Source organism: Streptomyces seoulensis, from assembly GCF_004328625.1.
Lineage (GTDB): Bacteria > Actinomycetota > Actinomycetes > Streptomycetales > Streptomycetaceae > Streptomyces > Streptomyces seoulensis.
On record NZ_CP032229.1, the window covers coordinates 1,896,111 to 1,916,373 of the forward strand.

23 protein-coding genes are annotated in these 20,263 nt (G+C 71.0%); 13 read left to right on the plus strand and 10 right to left on the minus strand.

The genetic code is table 11. The features are described from left to right. The first annotated feature begins 235 nt into the window (after positions 1 to 235). Complete coding sequence (locus D0Z67_RS08870) at positions 236 to 1,678, plus strand: MFS transporter (protein ID WP_031179650.1); 1,443 nt, start codon at positions 236 to 238, stop codon at positions 1,676 to 1,678. A 2-nt stretch (positions 1,679 to 1,680) separates the two neighbouring features. On the opposite strand, the gene D0Z67_RS08875 is transcribed toward D0Z67_RS08870, so the two are convergent. Then, on the minus strand, positions 1,681 to 2,259 hold the full coding sequence (locus D0Z67_RS08875; protein WP_051887497.1) for a DUF6000 family protein: 579 nt from the start codon (positions 2,257 to 2,259) through the stop codon (positions 1,681 to 1,683). Then, positions 2,256 to 3,128: a helix-turn-helix transcriptional regulator gene (locus tag D0Z67_RS08880; RefSeq protein WP_051887496.1), complete on the minus strand. Its 873-nt coding sequence runs from the start codon at positions 3,126 to 3,128 to the stop codon at positions 2,256 to 2,258. Before D0Z67_RS08880 ends, D0Z67_RS08875 begins: the two co-directional genes overlap by 4 nt. Before the next feature lie 178 nt (positions 3,129 to 3,306). Here D0Z67_RS08880 and D0Z67_RS08885 point away from each other — a divergent pair, with 178 nt between their 5' ends. The 3 genes from D0Z67_RS08885 to D0Z67_RS08895 all read left to right on the plus strand — a co-directional run bounded on the left by D0Z67_RS08885 (position 3,307) and on the right by D0Z67_RS08895 (position 6,265). Beyond that, positions 3,307 to 4,740: an MFS transporter gene (locus tag D0Z67_RS08885; RefSeq protein WP_031179647.1), complete on the plus strand. Its 1,434-nt coding sequence runs from the start codon at positions 3,307 to 3,309 to the stop codon at positions 4,738 to 4,740. 96 nt (positions 4,741 to 4,836) lie between these two features. Further along, a complete protein-coding gene (locus D0Z67_RS08890) occupies positions 4,837 to 5,061 on the plus strand; it encodes a hypothetical protein (protein WP_031179646.1) in 225 nt (74 codons plus the stop codon). Between the two features lie 61 nt (positions 5,062 to 5,122). Further along, positions 5,123 to 6,265, plus strand: a complete 1,143-nt coding sequence (locus D0Z67_RS08895) for a serine hydrolase domain-containing protein (RefSeq protein WP_031179645.1) — start codon at positions 5,123 to 5,125, stop codon at positions 6,263 to 6,265. Positions 6,266 to 6,288: 23 nt separating this feature from the next. On the opposite strand, the gene D0Z67_RS08900 is transcribed toward D0Z67_RS08895, so the two are convergent. The 3 genes from D0Z67_RS08900 to D0Z67_RS08910 form a co-directional block, all read right to left on the minus strand. Further along, positions 6,289 to 6,885 carry a TetR/AcrR family transcriptional regulator gene (locus D0Z67_RS08900; protein ID WP_031179644.1) on the minus strand — a complete coding sequence of 199 codons (597 nt, stop codon included), beginning with the start codon at positions 6,883 to 6,885 and terminating at the stop codon, positions 6,289 to 6,291. Positions 6,886 to 6,924: 39 nt separating this feature from the next. Continuing rightward, complete coding sequence (locus D0Z67_RS08905) at positions 6,925 to 7,935, minus strand: aldo/keto reductase (RefSeq protein ID WP_031179643.1); 1,011 nt, start codon at positions 7,933 to 7,935, stop codon at positions 6,925 to 6,927. Positions 7,936 to 8,082: 147 nt separating this feature from the next. Then, positions 8,083 to 9,465 (minus strand): glycine--tRNA ligase, encoded by a 1,383-nt coding sequence (locus tag D0Z67_RS08910; RefSeq protein ID WP_018545240.1) that lies wholly within the window; start codon positions 9,463 to 9,465, stop codon positions 8,083 to 8,085. Positions 9,466 to 9,694: 229 nt separating this feature from the next. On the opposite strand from D0Z67_RS08910, the gene D0Z67_RS08915 reads away from it, so the two are divergent. From D0Z67_RS08915 to D0Z67_RS08930, 4 genes are all read left to right on the plus strand, one after another. After that, complete coding sequence (locus D0Z67_RS08915; RefSeq protein WP_031179642.1) at positions 9,695 to 10,666, plus strand: metal ABC transporter substrate-binding protein; 972 nt, start codon at positions 9,695 to 9,697, stop codon at positions 10,664 to 10,666. After that, on the plus strand, positions 10,663 to 11,442 hold the full coding sequence (locus D0Z67_RS08920; protein WP_031179641.1) for a metal ABC transporter ATP-binding protein: 780 nt from the start codon (positions 10,663 to 10,665) through the stop codon (positions 11,440 to 11,442). Before D0Z67_RS08915 ends, D0Z67_RS08920 begins: the two co-directional genes overlap by 4 nt. Then, positions 11,442 to 12,335: a metal ABC transporter permease gene (locus tag D0Z67_RS08925; protein ID WP_031179640.1), complete on the plus strand. Its 894-nt coding sequence runs from the start codon at positions 11,442 to 11,444 to the stop codon at positions 12,333 to 12,335. Before D0Z67_RS08920 ends, D0Z67_RS08925 begins: the two co-directional genes overlap by 1 nt. Before the next feature lie 213 nt (positions 12,336 to 12,548). After that, positions 12,549 to 12,965: a Fur family transcriptional regulator gene (locus D0Z67_RS08930; protein ID WP_031179639.1), complete on the plus strand. Its 417-nt coding sequence runs from the start codon at positions 12,549 to 12,551 to the stop codon at positions 12,963 to 12,965. 40 nt (positions 12,966 to 13,005) lie between these two features. Here the strand turns inward: D0Z67_RS08930 and D0Z67_RS08935 are convergent, their stop codons facing one another. The 3 genes from D0Z67_RS08935 to recO are packed head-to-tail and all read right to left on the minus strand — an operon-like array spanning position 13,006 to position 15,243. Continuing rightward, the gene (locus tag D0Z67_RS08935) at positions 13,006 to 13,554 is read right to left on the minus strand and encodes a YcxB family protein (protein WP_031179638.1); all 549 of its coding nucleotides are present in this window, start codon (positions 13,552 to 13,554) and stop codon (positions 13,006 to 13,008) included. Between the two features lie 57 nt (positions 13,555 to 13,611). Then, positions 13,612 to 14,466: an isoprenyl transferase gene (locus D0Z67_RS08940; RefSeq protein WP_031179637.1), complete on the minus strand. Its 855-nt coding sequence runs from the start codon at positions 14,464 to 14,466 to the stop codon at positions 13,612 to 13,614. A gap of 30 nt (positions 14,467 to 14,496) precedes the next feature. Then, the gene (recO, locus tag D0Z67_RS08945; protein WP_031179636.1) at positions 14,497 to 15,243 is read right to left on the minus strand and encodes a DNA repair protein RecO; all 747 of its coding nucleotides are present in this window, start codon (positions 15,241 to 15,243) and stop codon (positions 14,497 to 14,499) included. A gap of 155 nt (positions 15,244 to 15,398) precedes the next feature. Here recO and D0Z67_RS08950 point away from each other — a divergent pair, with 155 nt between their 5' ends. Continuing rightward, positions 15,399 to 17,867, plus strand: a complete 2,469-nt coding sequence (locus tag D0Z67_RS08950) for an N-acetylmuramoyl-L-alanine amidase (RefSeq protein WP_051887495.1) — start codon at positions 15,399 to 15,401, stop codon at positions 17,865 to 17,867. A 67-nt stretch (positions 17,868 to 17,934) separates the two neighbouring features. Here the strand turns inward: D0Z67_RS08950 and D0Z67_RS08955 are convergent, their stop codons facing one another. After that, positions 17,935 to 18,150, minus strand: coding sequence for a hypothetical protein (locus D0Z67_RS08955; RefSeq protein WP_031179634.1), 216 nt, complete (start codon positions 18,148 to 18,150; stop codon positions 17,935 to 17,937). A gap of 5 nt (positions 18,151 to 18,155) precedes the next feature. Further along, positions 18,156 to 18,371 carry a hypothetical protein gene (locus D0Z67_RS08960; RefSeq protein ID WP_031179633.1) on the minus strand — a complete coding sequence of 72 codons (216 nt, stop codon included), beginning with the start codon at positions 18,369 to 18,371 and terminating at the stop codon, positions 18,156 to 18,158. A 113-nt stretch (positions 18,372 to 18,484) separates the two neighbouring features. Between D0Z67_RS08960 and D0Z67_RS08965 the strand changes: the two genes are divergently transcribed. Genes D0Z67_RS08965 through D0Z67_RS08980 form a run of 4 tightly spaced genes read left to right on the plus strand, consistent with a single transcriptional unit; the run spans position 18,485 to position 20,226 of the window. After that, entirely contained in the window at positions 18,485 to 19,318 is an 834-nt protein-coding gene (locus D0Z67_RS08965; RefSeq protein ID WP_031179632.1) for a helix-turn-helix domain-containing protein, read from the plus strand. Further along, positions 19,300 to 19,521, plus strand: coding sequence for a DUF397 domain-containing protein (locus tag D0Z67_RS08970; protein WP_031179631.1), 222 nt, complete (start codon positions 19,300 to 19,302; stop codon positions 19,519 to 19,521). Before D0Z67_RS08965 ends, D0Z67_RS08970 begins: the two co-directional genes overlap by 19 nt. Then, a complete protein-coding gene (locus tag D0Z67_RS08975; protein ID WP_031179630.1) occupies positions 19,503 to 19,685 on the plus strand; it encodes a DUF397 domain-containing protein in 183 nt (60 codons plus the stop codon). Before D0Z67_RS08970 ends, D0Z67_RS08975 begins: the two co-directional genes overlap by 19 nt. Next, positions 19,666 to 20,226, plus strand: coding sequence for a GNAT family N-acetyltransferase (locus D0Z67_RS08980; protein WP_051887494.1), 561 nt, complete (start codon positions 19,666 to 19,668; stop codon positions 20,224 to 20,226). Before D0Z67_RS08975 ends, D0Z67_RS08980 begins: the two co-directional genes overlap by 20 nt. Positions 20,227 to 20,263 lie beyond the last annotated feature (37 nt).

Here is a 20,263-nt window from a genome sequence, read left to right on the forward strand (position 1 = left end):
CCATTGTCCCTCACCTCACCGGTGCGTCTCTCCGTGCGGGGCGGATACGGGTACAGGGGCGGGTGCGCGCACAGGTACGGGTACCGGGTGCTGGTACCCGTACCGGTACCAGCACGGGGTACCGGTACCAGCACCAGCTGGGGTACCGGTACCGGACGATCAAGTACCAGGATGAGTACAGACCATGTAAGGGTCATTAGTTAGCCGCACTATCGAAGCGCGTACGATGGGACGCATGCCCGAGCTGAGTCACCGGCGGCGGATGCTGGTGCTCTCGATCTGCTGCATGAGCCTGCTGATCGTGAGCCTGGACAACACCGCCCTGAACGTCGCGCTGCCCTCGATGCAGCGCGAGCTGCACGCCACCACCTCCGGTCTCCAGTGGACGATCGACGCCTACACGCTGGTGCTCGCCTCGCTGCTGATGCTGGCGGGGTCCACGGCGGACCGGATCGGCCGCAAACGGGTCTTCATGGCGGGGCTGGTGATCTTCACCGCCGGTTCCCTGCTCTGCTCGCTCGCGCCGAACCTGGAACTCCTCGTGGTGTTCCGCATGGTCCAGGCGGTCGGCGGCTCCATGCTCAACCCGGTCGCCATGTCGATCATCACCAACACCTTCACCGACCCGCGCGAACGGGCGCGGGCGATCGGCGCCTGGGGTGCGGTGGTCGGCATCTCCATGGCCGCCGGTCCGCTGGCGGGCGGGCTGCTGGTGGAGTCGGTCGGCTGGCGCTCGATCTTCTGGGTCAACCTGCCGGTCGGCCTCGCCGCGCTGCTGCTCACCCTGCGCTTCGTCCCCGAGTCCCGCGCTCCCCGGCCGCGCCGCCCGGACCCGGTGGGCCAGGTGCTGGTGATCGCCCTCTTCGGCTCGCTGACGTACGCGATCATCGAGGCCCCCGACGCGAGCCTCGCCCAGGTGCTCCCCTTCGCCGCCGTGGCCGTCGCGGCCCTGCTGGCCCTCCTCGTCTACGAACCCCGGCGCGCCGAACCCCTCATCGACCTGCGCTTCTTCCATTCGGCGCCGTTCAGCGGGGCGACCGGGATAGCGGTGAGCGCCTTCGCCGCGCTGGGTGGGTTCCTCTTCCTGTCCACGCTGTACCTCCAGAACGTACGCGGCCTCGACGCCCTCCACGCCGGCCTGTGGATGCTCCCGATGGCGGTGCCGACCCTGCTGTGCGCCCCGCTGTCCGGACGGCTGGTCGGCAGCCGGGGGCCACGGCTGTCCCTGCTGATCGCGGGCGCGGCGATGACACTGAGCGGCCTGCTCTTCGCCCTCTTCGAGGCCGAGACCTCCGACGTCACCCTCTTCCTCGGCTACGTCCTCTTCGGCGTCGGCTTCGGCTTCGTCAACGCCCCGATCACCAACACCGCCGTCTCCGGCATGCCCCGCGCCCAGGCGGGCGTCGCGGCGGCGGTCGCCTCCACCAGCCGCCAGCTCGGCCAGACCCTCGGCGTCGCCGTCATCGGCGCGGTCCTGGCCGCTGGCATCGGCACCTCCCCCTACCGCGACACCTTCGTCTCCGCCGCCCGCCCCGGCTGGTGGATCCTCACCGCCTGCGGCGCGGCGGTCCTCCTCCTCGGCCTCCTCACCAGCGGCCGCTGGGCCCACCGGACGGCGGAGCGCACGGCGGAACGCCTGCAGACCGAGGAGGTCCGCCAGCCGGCGGGGGTGTCCTGACCTCAGACGGCCTCGGCCAGCTCGACCCACTGCCGGACGAGTCCCGCCCACCGGGCGGGCCCGGAGCTGCCAAGGGTGCTCGCCTCCGCCCAGCGCTCCCACGGCCCTTCGGGGGCGAGCAGTCCGCCCGAGACCATTCGGCCGAGCCGCTCTTCGACGACCAGCAGCGCCCCCAACAGCCACGGCTGGTAGCTCCGGTGCGCAGGATCACCGAGGTCGGCCGCCAGGCGGTGCGCCAGCACCTCCGCGTCGGCGGCCTCCCCGGACCGGGCCAGCACGAACGCGATCCCCTTCGACGCGCGCCCGGCCTCCCCCGCCAGGAGGCGCCGGCTCAGCTCGGGCCGGAATTCCCACCGCTGCGCGAATCCGATGAGCCAGCACGCGGTGCTGACCTCACGCCAGTCCCCCGCGAGCAGCCCCTCCAGCTCCGCCATGGACGCCCGGCGGCCGTCGTCCGCCATCGCCCGGCCGAACCGCAGCGCCTGCTCCCGGTCACCGCTCAGTACGTTCACGGAGAGGAGCTTCTTGTACCGGTTGCCGGGCAGGCAGTACCGCCGGAACAGGTCGTCCCGCCCGCTCATCCCTCCAGCGCCATCGCGTGCAGCTTCTCCAGGCGGGCTCGGGACTCCTCGTTCTTCGGGGGGTAGATGACGATGCGGGGGCCCTGGTCCGGGGAGAGCCAGAGGTCGGTGTGTTCCAGGGTGAGGTGGCCGACGTGGCGGTTGAGGAACTCCTTGGTCTTGGAGCGGCTGCCGACCACCTCGTAGCGCTCCCAGTGTTCGCGGAACTCGGGGTACGCCTGGAGGCGCTTGAGGAGCACCTTCCAGGCGGGCTCGCCGAGGTGTCCGGCGAGCGAGGCGCGCAGCCGGGCCGCCATGAGCCGCAGGGCCTCGTCCAGGTGGACGATGGACGAGCGCCACTCAGGGTTGGAGTAGGCGAGGAGAACGCAGTTGCGGTCCTCGGGCGGGATGGCGTCCATGTCGCACAGCAGCCGGGCGTAGGTGCGGTTGTAGGCCAGGATGTCGTACCGGCTGTTCTGCACCGCCGCCGGGAACGGCTCCATCTGGCGCAGGGTCGCGCGCAGCGCCGGGGTGATGCTGGGGCAGACCGCGGCGGGTGTCGGATCGGCGGCCCCGGCCAGCTGGAAGAGGTGGGCGCGCTCGCTGGGGTCCAGCATCAGAGTGCGCGCGAGGGCGTCGAGTACCTGCACGGACACCTGGATGTTGCGGGCCTGTTCGAGCCAGGTGTACCAGGTCACCCCCACCGCGGAGAGCTGTGCGACCTCCTCCCGGCGCAACCCGGGCGTGCGCCGCCGGGCCCCGCGTGGCAGCCCCACCTGTTCCGGGGTGATCCGCTCACGGCGGCTGCGCAGGAACGCGGCCAGCTCGTGGCGCCTGATCTCGGCGCCCTTCACCTCGGGGGCGACGCTTACCTGGGCCATGGTGGTCATGGTTCCAGGGTGCCTCCGCCCGGACCCCGTTGCCAGGTACTGCTGCCACCAGGATGAGCGCCCGCCACTACCAGGCTCCAGGCGGGACAAGGGGTCTCCGAGGGCATTGGCGGGTACTTCCGGTACCAGGATCGGCACACTCTGGTACCCGTCTGAGGGCGGGCGCACGCTCGGTGGCATGACCGAGACCACCCTCTCCACCGCGCCGTCCGTGCGCGCTCCGGCGGCGGCGCCTTCCCTGAGCGGGGCGGGCCTGGTGACCGTTCTGCTGGCCGCCTCGCTCCCCCTGGTCGACTTCTTCATCGTCAACGTCGCCCTCCCCGCCATCGGCAGCGACCTCTCCGCGAGCGAGTCCCTGCTGGAGCTGGTCGTGGCCGGATACGGCGTCACGTACGCCGTCCTGCTCGTGCTCGGCGGGCGCCTCGGTGACCTGTTCGGCCGGCGCCGGCTGTTCCTCGGCGGCATGGCCGCCTTCGGGCTGACCTCGCTGGCCTGCGGTCTGGCCCCGGACGCGTGGACCCTGGTCGCGGCGCGGGCCGCGCAGGGCGCCTCGGCCGCGCTGATGCTGCCGCAGGTACTCGCCACCATCCAGGCCACCACCACCGGTGGCCGCCGCGCACACGCGATGAGCCTGTACGGCGCGACGGCGGGCCTGTCCATGGTGGTGGGCCAGATCCTCGGCGGGGTTCTGGTCGCGGCGGACATCGCCGGCACCGGCTGGCGCTCGATCTTCCTGGTGAATGTGCCCGTGGTCGTGCTCGGCCTGATCCTCGCCGTCCGCCACGTCCCCGACACCCGCGCCCGGCACCCCGAGCCGGTCGACGTCCCCGGCACCGTTCTGCTGGCGGTGGCCCTGCTGGCGCTGCTCGCCCCGCTGACCGAGGGCCGGGCGACGGGCTGGCCGCTGTGGACGTGGGTCTCGCTGGCCGTGTTCCCGGTGGCGGGGTGGGCGTTCTGGACGGTGGAACGGCGCTTGGACCGGCTGGGCCGCACTCCTCTGCTGCCGCCGAGTCTGTTCGCCACCCTGTCGCTGCGACGGGGGCTGCTGATCGTGGTGCCGTTCTGCCTGGGATTCAGTGGGTTCATGTTCGTCATCGCGCTGAGCCTCCAACAGGGTGCGGGTCTGGGTCCGGTACGTGCGGGTCTGGCGCTGGCGCCGATGGCGGTCTCCTTCCTGCTCGTCTCGCTGGCCGGGCCCCGGCTAATCGCCCGCTTCGGTACGCGGGTGGTGGGCGCCGGGGCGGTGCTCCAGGGTGTGGGTGTGCTGCTGATCGTGCTGGCGGTGTGGCGGGACTGGCCCGGCCTGGGGCTCGCCGGACTGCTGCCCGGCGCCGCCGTCGCCGGGGCGGGCCAGGCGCTCCAGCTCCCCAATCTGCTGCGGATCGTGCTCTCCGAGGTCCCGGCCGCCCGTGCCGGGGTGGGCAGCGGGGTGCTGGCGACGACCCAGCAGGCGTCGTTCGCCCTGGGCGTGGCCACCCTGGGCGCCCTCTTCCTCACCCTGGTCCCGCACCTCGGCATGCGGGACGCCCTGCTGATCGCCCTCCTCACCCAGCTCACCGCGATCCTCGCCACCGGCCTGCTGAGCCTGCGCCTGCCCCGCGAGGTGGGCTGAGCCGGGACTCTGGAGGTGGGTTGAGCCGGAACCGTGTGATAGTTCCCACCCGGACTTCCACCCCTCGCCCCGCCCCGCGTGCCGCACACTCCGGGCATGACCGACAACAGAATCGGCACCAGCGTGCGCCGATGGGACCGGCACGGCCGGGAACACGTCGTACGGCTGGAACGGGCCGGACTCCAGCGGACCTTCGGCTGCGGCACCTGCGGCTGGCGCCGGGGCACCCGGCACCTGCCCTGGACGTCGACGGACGAGCACCCGGCGACGGAGCATCTGGCCGAGGCCCATCAGGCGACGCTGGACCCCGCCCGGCGATGATTTCCCGGCGCCGTGGGAGTCGTACCCCATGACGACCCGCGCCGACCGGAAGGCGAGCCCCATGACCGCACTGCACGACACCCTGCGCCGGCACGTGGACGACGGGAGCCTGCCCGGGGTGGTCGGTCTCGTCGCCCGGGGTGACGAGGTGGAGGCGGTGGCCGTCGGACACACGGACACCGGCAGGACCGTGCCGCTGGAGCGGGACTCGCTGTTCCGGCTCGCCTCCATCACCAAGCCGGTGACCGCCGCCGCGCTGATGATGCTGGTGGACGAGGGTCTGGTCGGGCTGGACGATCCGCTGTCGCGCTGGCTGCCCGAGCTGGCCGCGCCGATGGTGGTGCGCACGCCCGGTTCGCCGGTGGACGACCTGGTGCCGGCCGAGCGGCCCGTCACCGTGGAGCACGTGCTCAGTTCGCGGTGCGGCTGGGGTTTTCCGCCGGACTTCTCGCTGCCCGCCGTGGCCCCGCTGTTCGAGCTGCAGCGCGGCGGGTTCGCTCCGCACGCCGTGCCCGCCGTGGACGAGCTGCTGGCCGAACTCGCCAAGGTGCCGCTCCTCCACCAGCCCGGTGAAGCCTGGCTCTACAACACCTCCTCCGATCTTCAGGGCGCCCTGATCACACGGGCGACGGGCCAACCACTGCCGGACTTCCTGGCCGAGCGGATCTTCGAGCCACTCGGTATGAGGGACACGGGCTTCTCCGTGCCGGAACAGGACCTGCACCGGCTGCCCACCGCCTACCAGCCCGGTCCCGACGGCACCTTGAAGGTGGCGGAGACCTTCAACGATGGTTGGGACCGGCTCCCCGCCTTCCCCTCCGGCGCCGGTGGCCTGGTCTCCACCGCCGACGACTACCTGGCCTTCGCCCGGATGCTGCTGGCCAGGGGCGAAACGGCCGATGGCCGCAGGCTGCTCTCGCCGGAGTCCGTCGCCCGGATGACCAGCGACCAGCTCACCCCGGCCCAGCGCGAGAGCAGCCCGCTGTTCCTGGAGGGGCAGGGCTGGGGGTACGGCGGCTCGGTCGACATCGAACGCACCGAACCGTGGCACGTGCCCGGCCGCTACGGCTGGGTCGGCGGCACCGGCACCGCGGCCCATCTAATCCCGGCCACCGGCAAGGTGACCGTCCTGCTCACCCAGGTCGCCATGACCGGCCCGACCGCGCCCGAGGTGGTGCGGGACTTCTGGCGGGTCACGGCCTGACCGGGATCACACCCCGGCGCGGCTCATGGCCTGGCGGGTGCGCCCAGCCCGCGTATCAGCAGGTCCACGATCATCTTGAAGTCCTCCTCGATACCGGGCTGCTGCCATTCACGTGCGTAACAGGGGTCGTGGAAACGGGCGGTGGCCTGGAAGACGGCACGGGCCTCGGCGGCCGGGTCCTCGGCGCGGAAGGTGCCGGACTCGGCGCCGTCCTCGATGATCCGGGCGAGCTGGGCGGTGAGGTCGGTGATGTGCTCCCCGACCGTCGCCCCGCTCTCATCGGCCAGCACGCTGTAGGTGGCGAACAGTTCGGGATCGTCGCCCGCCTTGTGCCGCTTGGCCTCGAACAGGGCGGCGAGCCAGTCCCGCAGCCGCCGCTCGACGGGCGTCTCCTCGCCGGCGATGACCGCGAGCCGCTCCGAGGTGCGGTCCAGCCAGCGTTTGGTGACCGCCTCGCGCAGCGCCGCCTTGGTGCGGAAGTGGCGGTAGACGCTGCCGTGGCTGACGCCGAGCGCGCGGGCCACGTCCACCACGGTGGCCTTGGCCGGTCCGTGGCGGCGCAGCACCTCCTCGGTCGCTTCGAGGATGCGCTCGGCGGTCAGGGTCTCGGTCGCTGCCATGCCTAGACCGTACCCGGCGCGCCGGTCACCGGTTCCTGCTCATCGCTCGCTGTCCAGCATCGCCATCTGCGCGGGGGCGTAGCGCTCGCCGGCGGCCGCGTCCGCCGGGACGGCCTCCTCGATGGCGGCGAGGTCGGCCGCGTCCAAGGTGATGTCCAGGGCGCCCAGCGCCTCGGACAGCCGCTCGCGGGTGCGGGAGCCGATGACCGGGACGATGTCGGAACCCTGAGCGAGGACCCAGGCGATGGCGATCTGGGCGACCGTGGCCCCCTTCTGTTCCGCGATCTTGCGGAGGGAGTCGACCAGGCTCAGGTTGTGCCGGAAGTTGTCGCCCTGGAAGCGGGGCGAGAAGGCACGGAAGTCGGTGGCGGCGAAGTCGCGGTCGGCGGAGATGTGGTTGGAGAGGAGACCGCGGGAGAGCACGCCGTACGCGGTGACGCCGATGCCCAGCTCACGCAGGGTGGGGAGGATCTCCCGCTCGATGCCGCGCGAGATCAGCGCGTACTCGATCTGGAGGTCGGAGATCGGGGCGGTGGCGGCGGCCCGGCGGATGGTGTCGGGGCCGACCTCGCTGAGGCCGATGTGTTTGACCCATCCCTTCTCCACCAGTTCCGCGACCGCGCCGACCGTCTCCTCGATCGGGACGTCCGGGTCGAGGCGGGAGGGGCGGTAGATGTCGATGTGGTCGACGCCGAGGCGCTGGAGGGAGTAGGCGGCGAAGGTCTTCACCGCGGCGGGCCGGCCGTCGAAGCCGAGCCAGGCGCCGTCCGGGTCGCGCAGGGCGCCGAACTTCACGCTCAGCACCGCGTTGTCACGGAGGTGGGAGGGGGCGGTGCGCAGGGCTTCGCCGACCAGCATCTCGTTGTGACCCATGGCGTAGAAGTCGCCGGTGTCGAGGAGGGTGACGCCTGCTTCCAGAGCGGCGTGCACCGTGTGAACGGCCTCCGGGCGGTCCGCTTCTCCGTACATACCCGACATGCCCATGCAGCCGAGGCCGAGGGCGGAGACCTGGGGTCCGGTGGTTCCGAGATTTCGCGTGGGGATCGTCATGCGTCCAGCCTGGCACGTGGACTGACAGAATTCAATATCTGTCAGCTGTTAGTTGTCAGCGGATTCCGGGTAGACCCCGTCCAGACACGAGAAAGCCCACCCTCCGACCCGGAGGACCGGGCGGGAGGGTGGGCGGAAATGCGAAGGTCAGGCGCCGATCAGACGGGCGGCGAGGTAGCCCTCGATCTGGTCGAGGGAGACCCGCTCCTGCTTCATGGTGTCGCGCTCGCGCACGGTCACCGCGTTGTCCTCAAGCGTGTCGAAGTCGACCGTCACGCAGAAGGGGGTACCGATCTCGTCCTGACGGCGGTAGCGGCGGCCGATCGCGCCGGCGTCGTCGAAGTCGATGTTCCAGTTCTGGCGCAGCGCCTGGGCGAGACCCTTGGCCTTCGGAGACAGCTCCGGGTTGCGGGAGAGCGGGAGCACAGCGACCTTGACCGGCGCGAGGCGGTGGTCGAGGCGCAGCACGACGCGCTTCTCCATCTTGCCCTTGGCGTTGGGCGCCTCGTCCTCGGTGTAGGCGTCGAGGAGGAAGGCCAGCATGGTGCGGCCGACACCGGCGGCGGGCTCGATGACGTAGGGGGTCCAGCGCTCGCCGGCCTCCTGGTCGAAGTAGGAGAGGTCCTGGCCGGACGCCTTGGCGTGGGCGCCGAGGTCGTAGTCCGTGCGGTTGGCGACACCCTCCAGCTCGCCCCACTCCGAGCCGCCGAACGAGAAGCGGTACTCGATGTCGGCGGTGCGCTTGGAGTAGTGGGAGAGCTTCTCCTTCGGGTGCTCGAACCAGCGCATGTTCTCCTCGCGCAGACCGAGGCCCGTGTACCAGTTCCAGCGCTGCTGCATCCAGTACTCCTGCCACTCCTCGTCCTCGCCCGGCTTGACGAAGAACTCCATCTCCATCTGCTCGAACTCGCGGGTCCGGAAGATGAAGTTGCCAGGCGTGATCTCGTTGCGGAAGGACTTGCCCATCTGCGCGATGCCGAAAGGCGGCTTGCGGCGCGAAGTGGTCTGCACCTGGGCGAAGTTGGTGAAGATGCCCTGGGCGGTCTCGGGACGCAGGTAGGCGACGGAGCCGGAGTCCTGGGTCGGGCCGAGGTGGGTGGAGAGCAGGCCGGAGAACTGCTTGGGCTCGGTGAAGGTGCCCTTGTTGCCGCAGTTCGGGCAGTTGAGGTCGGCCAGGCCGTTCGCCGGGGCGTGGCCCTTCTTCTCCTCGTACGCCTCTTCCAGGTGGTCGGCGCGGAACCGCTTGTGACACGAGGTGCACTCGGTCAGCGGGTCCGTGAAGGTGGCGACGTGGCCGGAGGCGACCCAGACCTCGGGGGCCAGGATGACGGACGAGTCGATACCGACCACGTCCTCGCGCGACGTCACCATGTAGCGCCACCACTGACGCTTGATGTTCTCCTTGAGCTCGACACCCAGCGGTCCGTAGTCCCAGGCGGCACGCTGTCCGCCGTAGATCTCACTGCAGGGGAAAACGAAGCCACGGCGCTTGCTCAGGCTGACGATGGTGTCGATCTTGTCGGCGGCCACGGTGCTCTCTTCATTACGACGACGGGCGTTGAAGCGAGATGCTTCCAGCGAATGATTCAGGTTACCGGCGCATGCGTCCTCACGGCCAAATCGGCCCCCGTCGACCCCCCTCCCGAAGCCGTCGAAGCCCGCCCGAACCCTTACCAAGCCGACCCGGAGAATCCGCTTCGCCGGCTCCCGGCGGACAGCTTGTTGACAATCGTTTCCACCTTTGTTGAAAATGACTGTCATGAACGTACGACGACGCCTCATATCCGGGTCCGCGATAGCGGCCGTCACCGCGCTGGGGCTGGGGACGCTGTCCGCCTGCTCGGACAGCAGCGCCGCTTCGGGGGACACGGGGAAGTTCGACGTCGTCGCCTCCTTCTATCCGATGGCCTACCTCGCGGAGCGGATCGGCGGGGAGCACGTGCACGTGACCACCCTCACCTCGCCGGGCCAGGAGCCGCACGACCTGGAGATCAGCCCGCGGCAGATAGGCGGGCTGGAGCGCTCCGACGCCGTCCTCTATCTGAAGGGGCTCCAGCCGTCGGTGGACAAGGCGGTGGACCAGTCGCCGGTGAAGACGAAGATCGACGCGGCCGCGCTGACCACGCTGGAGGAGCACGGCACCGAGGTCGGGGGCCATGCCTCCGAGCACGAGGACGAGCACGCGGGCCACGACCACGAGGGGGAGAACGGCAAGGACCCGCACATCTGGCTCGACCCGGTGCGGTACGCGGAGGTCGCCCAGGGCGTCGGCCGGGCCTTCGAGAAGGCGGACCCGGACCACGCGGCGGACTACAAGAGGAACACCGCGGCCCTGGTGAAGCAGTTGGACGAGCTGAACACCGACTTCAAGGAGGGCCTGGCGCACACCCGGTCCAAGGTCTTCATCACGACCCACGCGGCTTTCGGTTACCTCGCCGAGCGCTACGGCCTCACCGAGGAGGCGATCAGCGGGCTGGACCCCGAGTCCGAGCCGAGCGGGGCCCGGGTGCGGGATCTGCAGAAGCTGGCCAAGGCGGACGGGGTCTCCACCGTGTTCTACGAGACGCTGGTCAGCGACAAGACCGCGAAGACCGTCGCCGGGGACGCGGGCCTCAAGACCGATGTGCTCGACCCGATCGAGGGCATCACGAAGAAGTCGCGCGGCCAGGACTACCTCGCCGTGCAGCGGGCCAACCTCAAGGCCCTCCAGAGCGCGCTGGGGTCCAAGTGACCAGCCGTGAGAGGGAGTCGACGCCCGTGCTGGCCCTGCGGGACGTGCGGGCCGAGCTGGGCGGGCGGCCGGTGCTGCGGGGCATCGACCTGAGTGTGCGGCCTGGTGAGGTCGTCGCGCTGCTGGGGGCAAACGGTTCGGGCAAGTCCACGGCCGTGCGGACCGCGATCGGGCAGGTGCCGGCCACCTCCGGTGCCGTCGAGCTGTTCGGGACGCCGTTGCGGTCCTTCCGGGACTGGGCCCGCGTCGGCTACGTGCCCCAGCGCACCTCGGCCGCCGGGGGCGTGCCGGCCACGGTGTCCGAGATCGTGTCGTCGGGGCGGCTGGCACGGACCCGCTTCGGCCTCTTCCGCAAGGCGGACCGGGAGGCGGTGGGGCGGGCGCTGGAGCTGGTCGGCATGGCGGACCGGGCCAAGGACTCGGTGACGGCGCTCTCCGGGGGCCAGCACCAGCGGGTGCTGATCGCTCGCGCGCTGGTGTCCGAGCCGGAGCTTTTGATCATGGACGAGCCGATGGCGGGCGTCGACCTCGCCAGCCAGGAGGTGCTGGCGGCGACCCTGCGCGAGCAGGTCGGCGCCGGGGCGACGGTTCTGCTGGTGCTGCACGAACTCGGGCCGCTGGAGCCGTTGATCGACCGGGCGGTGGTGCTGCGGGACGGCTGCGTGCTGCACGACGGGCCGCCGCCGAAGGCCGTCGGCCAGCACGCGTTGCCCGGCCACGACCACGTGCATCCGCACGAGGGCGCCGAACCGATCCGTACGGGACTGCTGAGCTGATGGACTTCCTTAACTACGCCTTCATGCAGCGGGCGCTGCTCGCGGCCGTCCTGGTCGGGATCATCGCGCCGGCGATCGGCATCTACCTCGTGCAGCGCCGCCAGCCCCTGATGGGGGACGGCATCGGGCACGTGGCGATGACCGGTGTCGGCCTCGGCTTCCTGCTGAACTCGTCGCCGGTGTGGATGGCGACGCTGGTCTCCGTGGCGGGGTCGGTGCTGATGGAGCTGATCCGGTGGTACGGCAGGACGCGGGGTGACATCGCGCTCGCCATGCTGTTCTACGGCGGTATGGCGGGCGGTGTGCTCTTCGTCAACCTCGCGCCGGGCGGGTCCAACGCCAACCTCACGTCGTATCTCTTCGGCTCGCTGTCCACGGTGGCGCCGGCCGACGTGACCGCGATCGTCGTGCTCGGGGCGGCGGTGGTCGCGGTGACGCTGGGGCTGCGGCGGCAGTTGTTCGCCGTCAGCCAGGACGAGGAGTTCGCGCGGGTCACCGGGCTGCCGGTACGGGCGCTGAACCTGCTCGTCGCGGTCACGGCGGCGGTCACCGTCACGGTGGCGATGCGGGTGGTCGGCCTGATCCTGGTGTCGGCGCTGATGGTCGTTCCGGTGGCCGCCGCCCAGCAGCTGACCCGCAGCTTCGCGGCGACGTTCGCGATAGCGGTGGCTCTGGGTGTGACGGTGTCCATCGGCGGCACGATCACCTCGTTCTACGAGGACGTGCCTCCGGGCGCCACGATCGTTCTCCTCACCATCGCCGCCTTCGCCCTCATGACCACCCTCGCCACTCCCCTGGCCCGCCGACGAGCCCGGACAACCCGGCCCACCGGGGACCCGGTCGAATGCGCGATCCCGGCGACGCGCCCGGCGGGTGACGAGGTCGGCGTCTGACCCCGGGTCGGTCAAAAGGGGCCGTACCAAGCCTTCCGGAGGCCGGGCGGCCGTGAGCCGCACGCGGGCGAGACGACCGGGACCGAGGCCAACCCCCGCTCGGGGCTCAGCTCGAGCACCCCGAACCGCCGGAGGCACTTTCGCGTCTGACCGACAGGGGTGCGGGCTGGCACAATGGGCCGGTCAGAGGCGCAGATGTGAGGAGGCACCCCGGTGACGACCGCTGGACCGCCCGTGAAGGGCCGTGCGACGAAGCAGCGCGCGGCGGTGGCGGCTGCCCTCGACGAGGTCGACGAGTTCCGCAGCGCGCAGGATCTCCACGACATGCTCAAGCACAAGGGCGACTCGGTCGGGCTCACCACCGTCTACCGCACCCTCCAGTCGCTGGCCGAGGCCGGTGAGGTCGACGTGCTGCGCACCTCGGACGGGGAGTCGGTGTACCGGCGCTGCTCGACGGGCGAGCACCATCACCACCTGGTCTGCCGCAGCTGCGGCAAGGCGGTCGAGGTGGAGGGCCCCGCCGTGGAGAAGTGGGCCGAGGCCATCGCCTCCGAACACGGCTTCGTGAACGTCGCCCACACGGTGGAGATCTTCGGCACCTGCGCGGACTGCGCGGCGGCGCCCCGCTGAGCAGGCGGCGCCTCCAGCGCACCTCGTCCCCCGGCCAGACTCAGCAGCGCGTGATGTTCCGGTCCAGAATCCCGCGCAACCGGTCCGCAGAAGCCCGGTCCGGCAGGCCGTGCTTGGGGAGGACCGTGAAGCCGGTGGCGTTGGGGTCGGCGCTGAGGAGGACGAAGAGGCGGGGGGTCTCCAGGTAGCGAGGGAGGGCCGCCCAGGTGAGGGACGAGGAGCTGGTGTCGTTGGCCAGGGTGAGGCCGTCCTCGGTGACGGTGGCCCGGAACACGCCCTGCGCGTCGCTGAGCCGCTGGAGCTGACGCCCCGACAGCCAGGGCGACAGCAGCAGCACGGCCAAGGCGAGGAGCAGCCCCACCGTCCAGCCCACCGGAGGACTCTCGCCCCGGGCGACGAACAGCGCGGCCCAGGCCACGAAGCCGACCCCCACCACGTAGGGCGCCCAGCGCTGGAGCCACCCCAGCCGGCCGACCTTGTGCCGCGCCCGCAGGGCGGCGGTGAAGTCCGCGGCCACTGGCCGGTACATCAGCTCCACCGTGTCCCCGGCCGCGTCCGGTATGCCATCGCCGACGGATTCCCCGCCCATGACGGTCCCTCCCCAATTTCATGATCGTGGAGAGGGATCGTAAGGGGCGCGGGGCGGTCAGGACGACGTCGAGTCGTCGCCCCTCATCGCCGCCTCCATCGCCAGCAGTTCCTCGTTCGGGACCGCGCCGCCGAAGCGGCGGTCGCGGGAGGCGAACTCGACGCAGGCCCGCCAGAGGTCGCGGCGGTCGAAGTCGGGCCAGAGGACGTCCTGGAAGACCATCTCCGCGTAGGCGCTCTGCCAGAGCAGGTAGTTGGAGGTGCGCTGTTCGCCGGAGGGGCGCAGGAAGAGGTCGACGTCGGGCATGTCCGGGTAGTACAGGTACTTCTGGATGGTCTTCTCGGTGACCTTGGCCGGGTCCAGACGGCCCGCCTTCACGTCCTCGGCGATGGCCTGCGCGGCGTCGGCGATCTCGGCGCGGCCGCCGTAGTTCATGCAGAAGTACAGGGTGAGACGGTCGTTGTCCTTGGTCTGCTCCTGCGCGACCTGGAGTTCCTTCGCCACCGACTTCCACAGCTTGGGCATCCGCCCGACCCAGCGCACCCGGATGCCCAGCGCGTCGAGCTGGTCGCGGGACTTGCGGATGAAGTCGCGGTTGAAGTTCATCAGGAAGCGGACCTCGTCGGGCGAGCGCTTCCAGTTCTCGGTGGAGAAGGCGTAGAGCGAGATGTTGCGGACGCCCGCCTCGATCGCCCCCTGGAGCACGTCGAGCACCTGCTCGGCGCCCACCTTGTGCCCCTCGGTACGCGGCAGCCCCCGCTCCTTGGCCCAGCGCCCGTTGCCGTCCATGACGATCGCCACGTGCTCGGGGACCAGCTCACCGGGAAGCTTCGGCGCGCGGGCGCCGGACGGGTGCGGTTCCGGCGCCTGGTACTCCCGGCGCCGGCCCCCCAGAAATCCGCGTACGACCATGCTTCTCGTCTCCTCAGCCGTGCTTGCTGCTTACTTCTCTACATAGCGCAGGGAGCGCAGTCCCCGTTCCAGGTGCCAGTGCAGGTAGGCCGACACCAGGCCGCTCCCCTCGCGGACGTGCCGCGCCTCGGCCGCGTCCGCGGTCTCCCAGTCTCCCGTAAGCAGCGCGCCCAGCAGCATCAGGGTCTGCGGGGAGGGGACCACGCTGCCCGGCACCCGGCAGTCCACGCACACCGAGCCGCCCGAGGCGACCGAGAAGAACCGGTTCGGCCCCGGCATCCCGCACCGGGCGCAGTCGCCGAAGGTCGGCGCGTAGCCGTTGACCGCGAGCGAGCGGAGCAGGAAGGCGTCGAGGACCAGGTTGGAGGCGTGTTCGCCGCGCGCGAGGGTGCGCAGGCCGCCGACCAGGAGCAGGTACTGCTGTACGGCGGGCTCGCCCTCGTGGTCGGTGAACCGCTCGGCCGTCTCCAGCATGGCGGTGCCGGCGGTGTAGCGGGAGTAGTCGGTGACGATGCCGCCGCCGTACGGGGCGATCGTCTCGCTCTGGGTGCACAGCGGCAGCCCGCGCCCGATCAGCTCGCTGCCGCGCGCGAAGAACTGCACGTCGACGTGGGAGAACGGTTCCAGGCGGGCGCCGAACTTGGACTTCGTGCGCCGTACGCCGCGCGCGACGGCCCGTACCCGGCCGTGGCCCCGGGTCAGCAGGGTGATGATCCGGTCCGCCTCGCCCAGCTTCTGGGTGCGCAGCACGATGCCGTCGTCGCGGAACAGACTCATGCCGTCCATTCTCGCGCACGCCCGGACCCGCGAAGGCGTCACTCCGGTTATCCGGCCCCGGCTGTGACGGTCCCCACGCCCGGCTCTACGATCCCGCTGGACGTGACGCATGTGTGCGCACGGGCCGCCTGTGGCGGCAAGGGGAGAGGCTGGACATGAGAACAGAGGCAGGCGGCGCGCGGGCGCCGCGGGGGAGACGGGCCAGGACATGGCTCGCCGCCGGGACCGTGCTGGTGGCGGGGACAGGCGCGGTCGTCGCCCTCCGCGCCACCTCGGACAGCGGTACGGCGGCGGAAGGGCCGCAGGTCGTGCACACCTCGGTGGACTCGCTGGACCTGACCGGTTCGGCGGGCGAGCGCGTACTCGCGGCCCGCTCGACCAAGACCTTCCGGATGCTCGCGGTGAGCTGGCAGGACCCGGGTGTCCGCCTCGACGGGACGGTACGGGTCCGCACCCGCTCCTCGGCGACCGGCACATGGTCCGGCTGGCAGGCGCTCGGCGCCGGGGACGCGCAGCCCGACCCCGCCGAGCGTGACCGGGCCGGAGTGCGCGGCGGCACCGCCCCGCTGTGGGCCGGACCCTCCGACGGTGTGCAGGTGAAGGCGGACGGCAAGACGCTGCCGAAGGGTCTGACCGTCGATCTGGTGGACCCCGGCAAGGGCGGCTCCACCACCCCCGCCATGGACGCGGCCGCCTACGCGATGCCCGCCGACGGCGACGAGACCCCGACCGACCGGCCGACCGACCCCGAGACGACGTCCGCCCCGGAGCAGACCCCCTCGGACGACCCGGCGGAGAGCACCCCCGCGCCCACCGACTCCGCCACGGAGCCTCCGGCCGAGAGCACACCGCCGGCCAGTCCGACCGCAGAGCCCTCCCAGAGCACCGACGCCGGGACGACCGCCCCCGCGTCGCCCACCGCGCCCATCTCGACGGCGTCGCCCACCAGCGCCTCGCCCACCGCGCCGGGCTATCTGCCCTCGCTGTCGGCCGCGTACCCCTCGTGCGCGAGCGCCTCTGCCGTGCCGCAGACGATGCCGAGCCCGCTGCCCGCACAGCCGCCGGCGACGAAGGTGCCCGCTCCCCCGTTCGTCACGCGGGCGGGCTGGGGCGCGGACGAGTGCGCGCGGGACACCGGTTACCCGGACTACGGCCGCACGGTGAAGGCGGTGTTCGTCCACCACACCGACACCACCAACACCTACTCGTGCGCCGACTCGCCCTCGATCGTGCGCAGCCTGTACGCGCTGCATCTGCACCAGGGCTGGCGCGACCTCGGCTACAACTTCCTGGTCGACAAGTGCGGCACGATCTTCGAGGGCCGCTTCGGCGGTGCCGCCATGCCGGTGATCGGCGCGCAGACCTACGGGTTCAACACCGACTCGATGGGCATCGCCGCGATCGGCACGTACACCGACCTCACCGGCGGTGACTCCAAGGCGAGCACCATTGTCGGGGCCGCGCCGAGCCAGGCCATGGTGACGGCGATCTCCCGGATCGCCGCGTGGAAGCTCGGGATGTCCGGGGTCAGCCCGACCGGCACCAGCTCGCTGACCGAGGGCGCCAAGGACAGCTACGGTTTCACCTTCGGCAAGGCGTACACCCTGAACGCCGTCTCCGGGCACCGCAACGGCTTCGCCACCGACTGCCCCGGCAACCAGCTCTACGCCAAGCTCGACACCGTCCGCTCCTACGCGGCCGGTCCCCCGGCCGGGGTCGGGGTCACCAGCGTGGACACCCCGTCGGGCGCGGTGCGTTCGGGCACCGGGTATGTCACCGGCACCACGGCGACCGTGCGCTGGTCCACGTCGACGCCTACTTCGCTGCTCTCGGGCGCGGAGGTCCTCGTGGACGGCACCTCCGTGGCGAAGGTCGCGGGCACCGCCACGTCGGCCCCGGTCAAGCTGGCCTCGGGACGGCACACCGTCCAGGTGCGGGCCACCCACGTCTCCGGCAGGACCACCACCTCGGCCGCCGTCACGGTGACCGCCGACACCACGCGGCCCACCTACCCGACCGCGCCGAGCGTGCAGCTCGGCAAGGGCACGGTCAACACGGCGGGCGTGCCGGTGACGGTGAACTGGAAGGCGGCCGACGACAACGGGCTGCGCTCGCAGGCCGCCACCTCGCCCACCGCGAAGACCCTGACGGCCACCTCCACCAGCTGGCCCACCACCGCCAAGTCGGCGACGGCGACCAAGTTCGGTCTCACCGCCACCGACCTGGCCGGCAACACGGCGACCGCGTCGGTCACGGGGACGGCCACCCTGGTCCAGGAGAGTTCTGCGAAGGCCACCGGCACCTGGACCAAGCGGTCCAGCAGCAGCTACCTGGGCGGCTACTCCACCAGCTCCGGCACCAAGAACGCCTCGCTGACCTGGACCTTCAAGGGCCGTTCGGTCGCGTGGATCGCCTCGCGCGCGAGCACCTCGGGCGCGGTCCAGATCTACGTCGACGGCACCTTGCAGACCACCGTCGACCTGAAGTCGGCCACCACGGCCTACCGTCAGGCGATGTGGACCAAGTCCTGGAGCGGCGCGGCCCAGCACACCCTGAAGATCGTGGTCGTCGGCACGTCAGGCCGTCCCACGGTCACGACGGACGGCATCGCGGTCCTCAACTGAGCTGATCCCGAAGGGCAGCGGCCTCCCCGGACTCCGGCCCGGTGGAGGCCGCTCTCCGTCTCAGCCCTCAGGGCACCTCGCCTCTGCTGCGGGCGTTCGCGTACGCCGTCGCCGCGCTGATCCGCTCCGCGGGCGTCGCCGCCCGCACCCGGTCCGGCGCCACGTCCCACTCCCTGCCACCGCCCAGCGGTCTGAGCTGCACATACGGTCCCTGGTGTCCCATGACCACCCCCACTCTGTTCGTCCCCGTGTCCAAGGCGTACGAGCCCAGCGGCGGTCGCAGCGCGTTCATCGCAGCGCCGCTGCGAGCCGCACGGCCGTCTGCACCGAGCACCGCCCCAGCTCCACCAACGGAATCGGGGCCTCGCAGGCCAGCGAGATGGGATCAAGCCCGAGCGAAGGCAACTTGATCCCGACCTTCTCCAATGCGGTCCGCAACTCCTCGAGGGTTCGCTCCGCTTCCTCGACCCGGTCCGCTGAATCCTGTGTGTTCACTGTCCGCATCACTTCCCTTCCGTCACGATCTTCACGCTTCGTGTCCTCACGGTGACGCTCCACAACTAGACTCGGAAGAGGGCTGGGCCCTACAAGCGCGTGGCAGCACAAGGGGGTTGGCAGTGGCCAACGGTTCACGTCAGGCGGTCTGGGAGTTCTTCGGCACGGAGCTGAAGCGTCGCCGCGAGGAGGCGGGCCTGACTCAAACGGAGTTGGGCGCGAAGGTATTCGTCTCCGGCGGCTACATCGGCCAGTTCGAGCAGGCGATCAGGAAGCCGCAACTGGATGTGGCCAAGCGGATCGACCAGGTGCTGCAAACCGACGGTATTTTCGAGCGGCTGTGCAGAAAGCTGATCGATGATCCTAGGTATGCGGATTACTTCGCGCAGGTGGTGGAGCTGGAGCGCCTGGCCACGCTGATCTGCGAGTTCGCTCCCACGGTGGTGCCGGGCCTGCTCCAGACAAAGGAGTACGCCCGTGCGGTCACCATCGCGGCCAACCCCTTCCAGGCCGACGAGCACGTGGACGAGATCGTCACCGCCCGACTGGAGCGCTCGCTGATCCTCAGCGACGCTACAAGGCCGGAGTATTGGGTGGCGCTGCATGAGAATGTGCTGCGCAGTCCGGTGGGAGGTCCGACGGCCATGGCTGCTCAACTGGACCACATTGCCAGCCTGATGCGAGCCCGCACGGCCATAGTGACGGTGCTTCCGTATAAGGCCGGAGCGCACGCGGCCATGGGCGGGATGCTCCAGCTCATGGAGTTCGAGGACGCACCGCCAATCGCCTATACAGAGACCTCGTTCTCCGGGACGCTGGTGGACGTTCCGGTCGTGGTGAAGCGGGCCCAGCGCGCATACGATCTACTCAGGGTCGCCACGCTGTCGCCGGAGGCGTCCCTGACTCTGATCGAATCGGCGGCGGAGGACTTCAGACGATGCGCGAGTACGACCTGACCAACGCCCGCTGGCACAAGAGCAGCTACAGCAACGGCGAGGGTGGTAGCTGCGTAGAGGTCGTCGCCGATTTCCCCGGCGTAGTCCCCGTGCGGGACAGCAAGGTCGCGAACGGCGCCGTACTCATCATCGGCGCTTCCGCGTGGGCTCACTTCATCGACTCGGCTGTAGCGGAGAACTCCCGATGCGCGAGCACGATCTGAGCAACGTCCACTGGCGCAAGAGCAGTTACAGCAACGGCGAGGGCGGCGACTGCGTCGAGGTCGACGAAGGCATCCGCGTACGGGACAGCAAGGTCGAGGACAGTCCCGTACTCGTCCTGAACCCCTCCGCCTGGGCCGACTTCCTTGACGCCCTCCGGCGCTGACATCCGCACCGCACGGCTCGACCTGCTCCCCCTGCGGGTCGAGCATGCCGACGAGATGGCCGGGGTGCTGGCCGACCCCGCCCTGCACCACTTCATCGGCGGGACCCCGTACACCCCGGACGCGCTCACGGCCCGGTACCGCCGACTCGTCGCCGGCTCGCCCGACCCCGAGGAGACCTGGCTCAACTGGGTGCTCCGGCTGCGCGAGGACTCCCGCCTGACCGGCACCGTCCAGGCGACCCTCGGCGCAGCGCACGGCACCGCCGAGATCGCGTGGGTGGTGGGCACCCCCTGGCAGGGGCGGGGCCTCGCCAAGGAGGCGGCCGTGGCGCTGGTCGCGTGGCTCACCGCGTACCCCGTGCGCAGCATCACCGCGCACATCCACCCCGACCACCACGCCTCGGCGGCCGTCGCGAGGGCGGCGGGCCTCGCACCCACCCCGGAACGCCAGGGCGGCGAGATCCGCTGGGTGTGTGCGTGCCGCGCCGGGGGAACCGGGGGGCTCAGGGAGGGTACTGGTCATACGGGTCCTGGCAGGTGACGAAGGGCGCTTCATCGTCTCCTCGGCCGGCTTCTGC

Coding starts and splice junctions, on each gene's coding strand:
- D0Z67_RS08870 (WP_031179650.1), top strand. CDS start 236: ATGCCCGAGCTGAGTCACCGGCGGCGGATGCTGGTGCTCTCGATCTGC.
- D0Z67_RS08875 (WP_051887497.1), bottom strand. CDS start 2,259: ATGAGCGGGCGGGACGACCTGTTCCGGCGGTACTGCCTGCCCGGCAAC.
- D0Z67_RS08880 (WP_051887496.1), bottom strand. CDS start 3,128: ATGACCACCATGGCCCAGGTAAGCGTCGCCCCCGAGGTGAAGGGCGCC.
- D0Z67_RS08885 (WP_031179647.1), top strand. CDS start 3,307: ATGACCGAGACCACCCTCTCCACCGCGCCGTCCGTGCGCGCTCCGGCG.
- D0Z67_RS08890 (WP_031179646.1), top strand. CDS start 4,837: ATGACCGACAACAGAATCGGCACCAGCGTGCGCCGATGGGACCGGCAC.
- D0Z67_RS08895 (WP_031179645.1), top strand. CDS start 5,123: ATGACCGCACTGCACGACACCCTGCGCCGGCACGTGGACGACGGGAGC.
- D0Z67_RS08900 (WP_031179644.1), bottom strand. CDS start 6,885: ATGGCAGCGACCGAGACCCTGACCGCCGAGCGCATCCTCGAAGCGACC.
- D0Z67_RS08905 (WP_031179643.1), bottom strand. CDS start 7,935: ATGACGATCCCCACGCGAAATCTCGGAACCACCGGACCCCAGGTCTCC.
- D0Z67_RS08915 (WP_031179642.1), top strand. CDS start 9,695: ATGAACGTACGACGACGCCTCATATCCGGGTCCGCGATAGCGGCCGTC.
- D0Z67_RS08925 (WP_031179640.1), top strand. CDS start 11,442: ATGGACTTCCTTAACTACGCCTTCATGCAGCGGGCGCTGCTCGCGGCC.
- D0Z67_RS08935 (WP_031179638.1), bottom strand. CDS start 13,554: ATGGGCGGGGAATCCGTCGGCGATGGCATACCGGACGCGGCCGGGGAC.
- D0Z67_RS08940 (WP_031179637.1), bottom strand. CDS start 14,466: ATGGTCGTACGCGGATTTCTGGGGGGCCGGCGCCGGGAGTACCAGGCG.
- recO (WP_031179636.1), bottom strand. CDS start 15,243: ATGAGTCTGTTCCGCGACGACGGCATCGTGCTGCGCACCCAGAAGCTG.
- D0Z67_RS08950 (WP_051887495.1), top strand. CDS start 15,399: ATGAGAACAGAGGCAGGCGGCGCGCGGGCGCCGCGGGGGAGACGGGCC.
- D0Z67_RS08960 (WP_031179633.1), bottom strand. CDS start 18,371: ATGCGGACAGTGAACACACAGGATTCAGCGGACCGGGTCGAGGAAGCG.
- D0Z67_RS08970 (WP_031179631.1), top strand. CDS start 19,300: ATGCGCGAGTACGACCTGACCAACGCCCGCTGGCACAAGAGCAGCTAC.
- D0Z67_RS08975 (WP_031179630.1), top strand. CDS start 19,503: ATGCGCGAGCACGATCTGAGCAACGTCCACTGGCGCAAGAGCAGTTAC.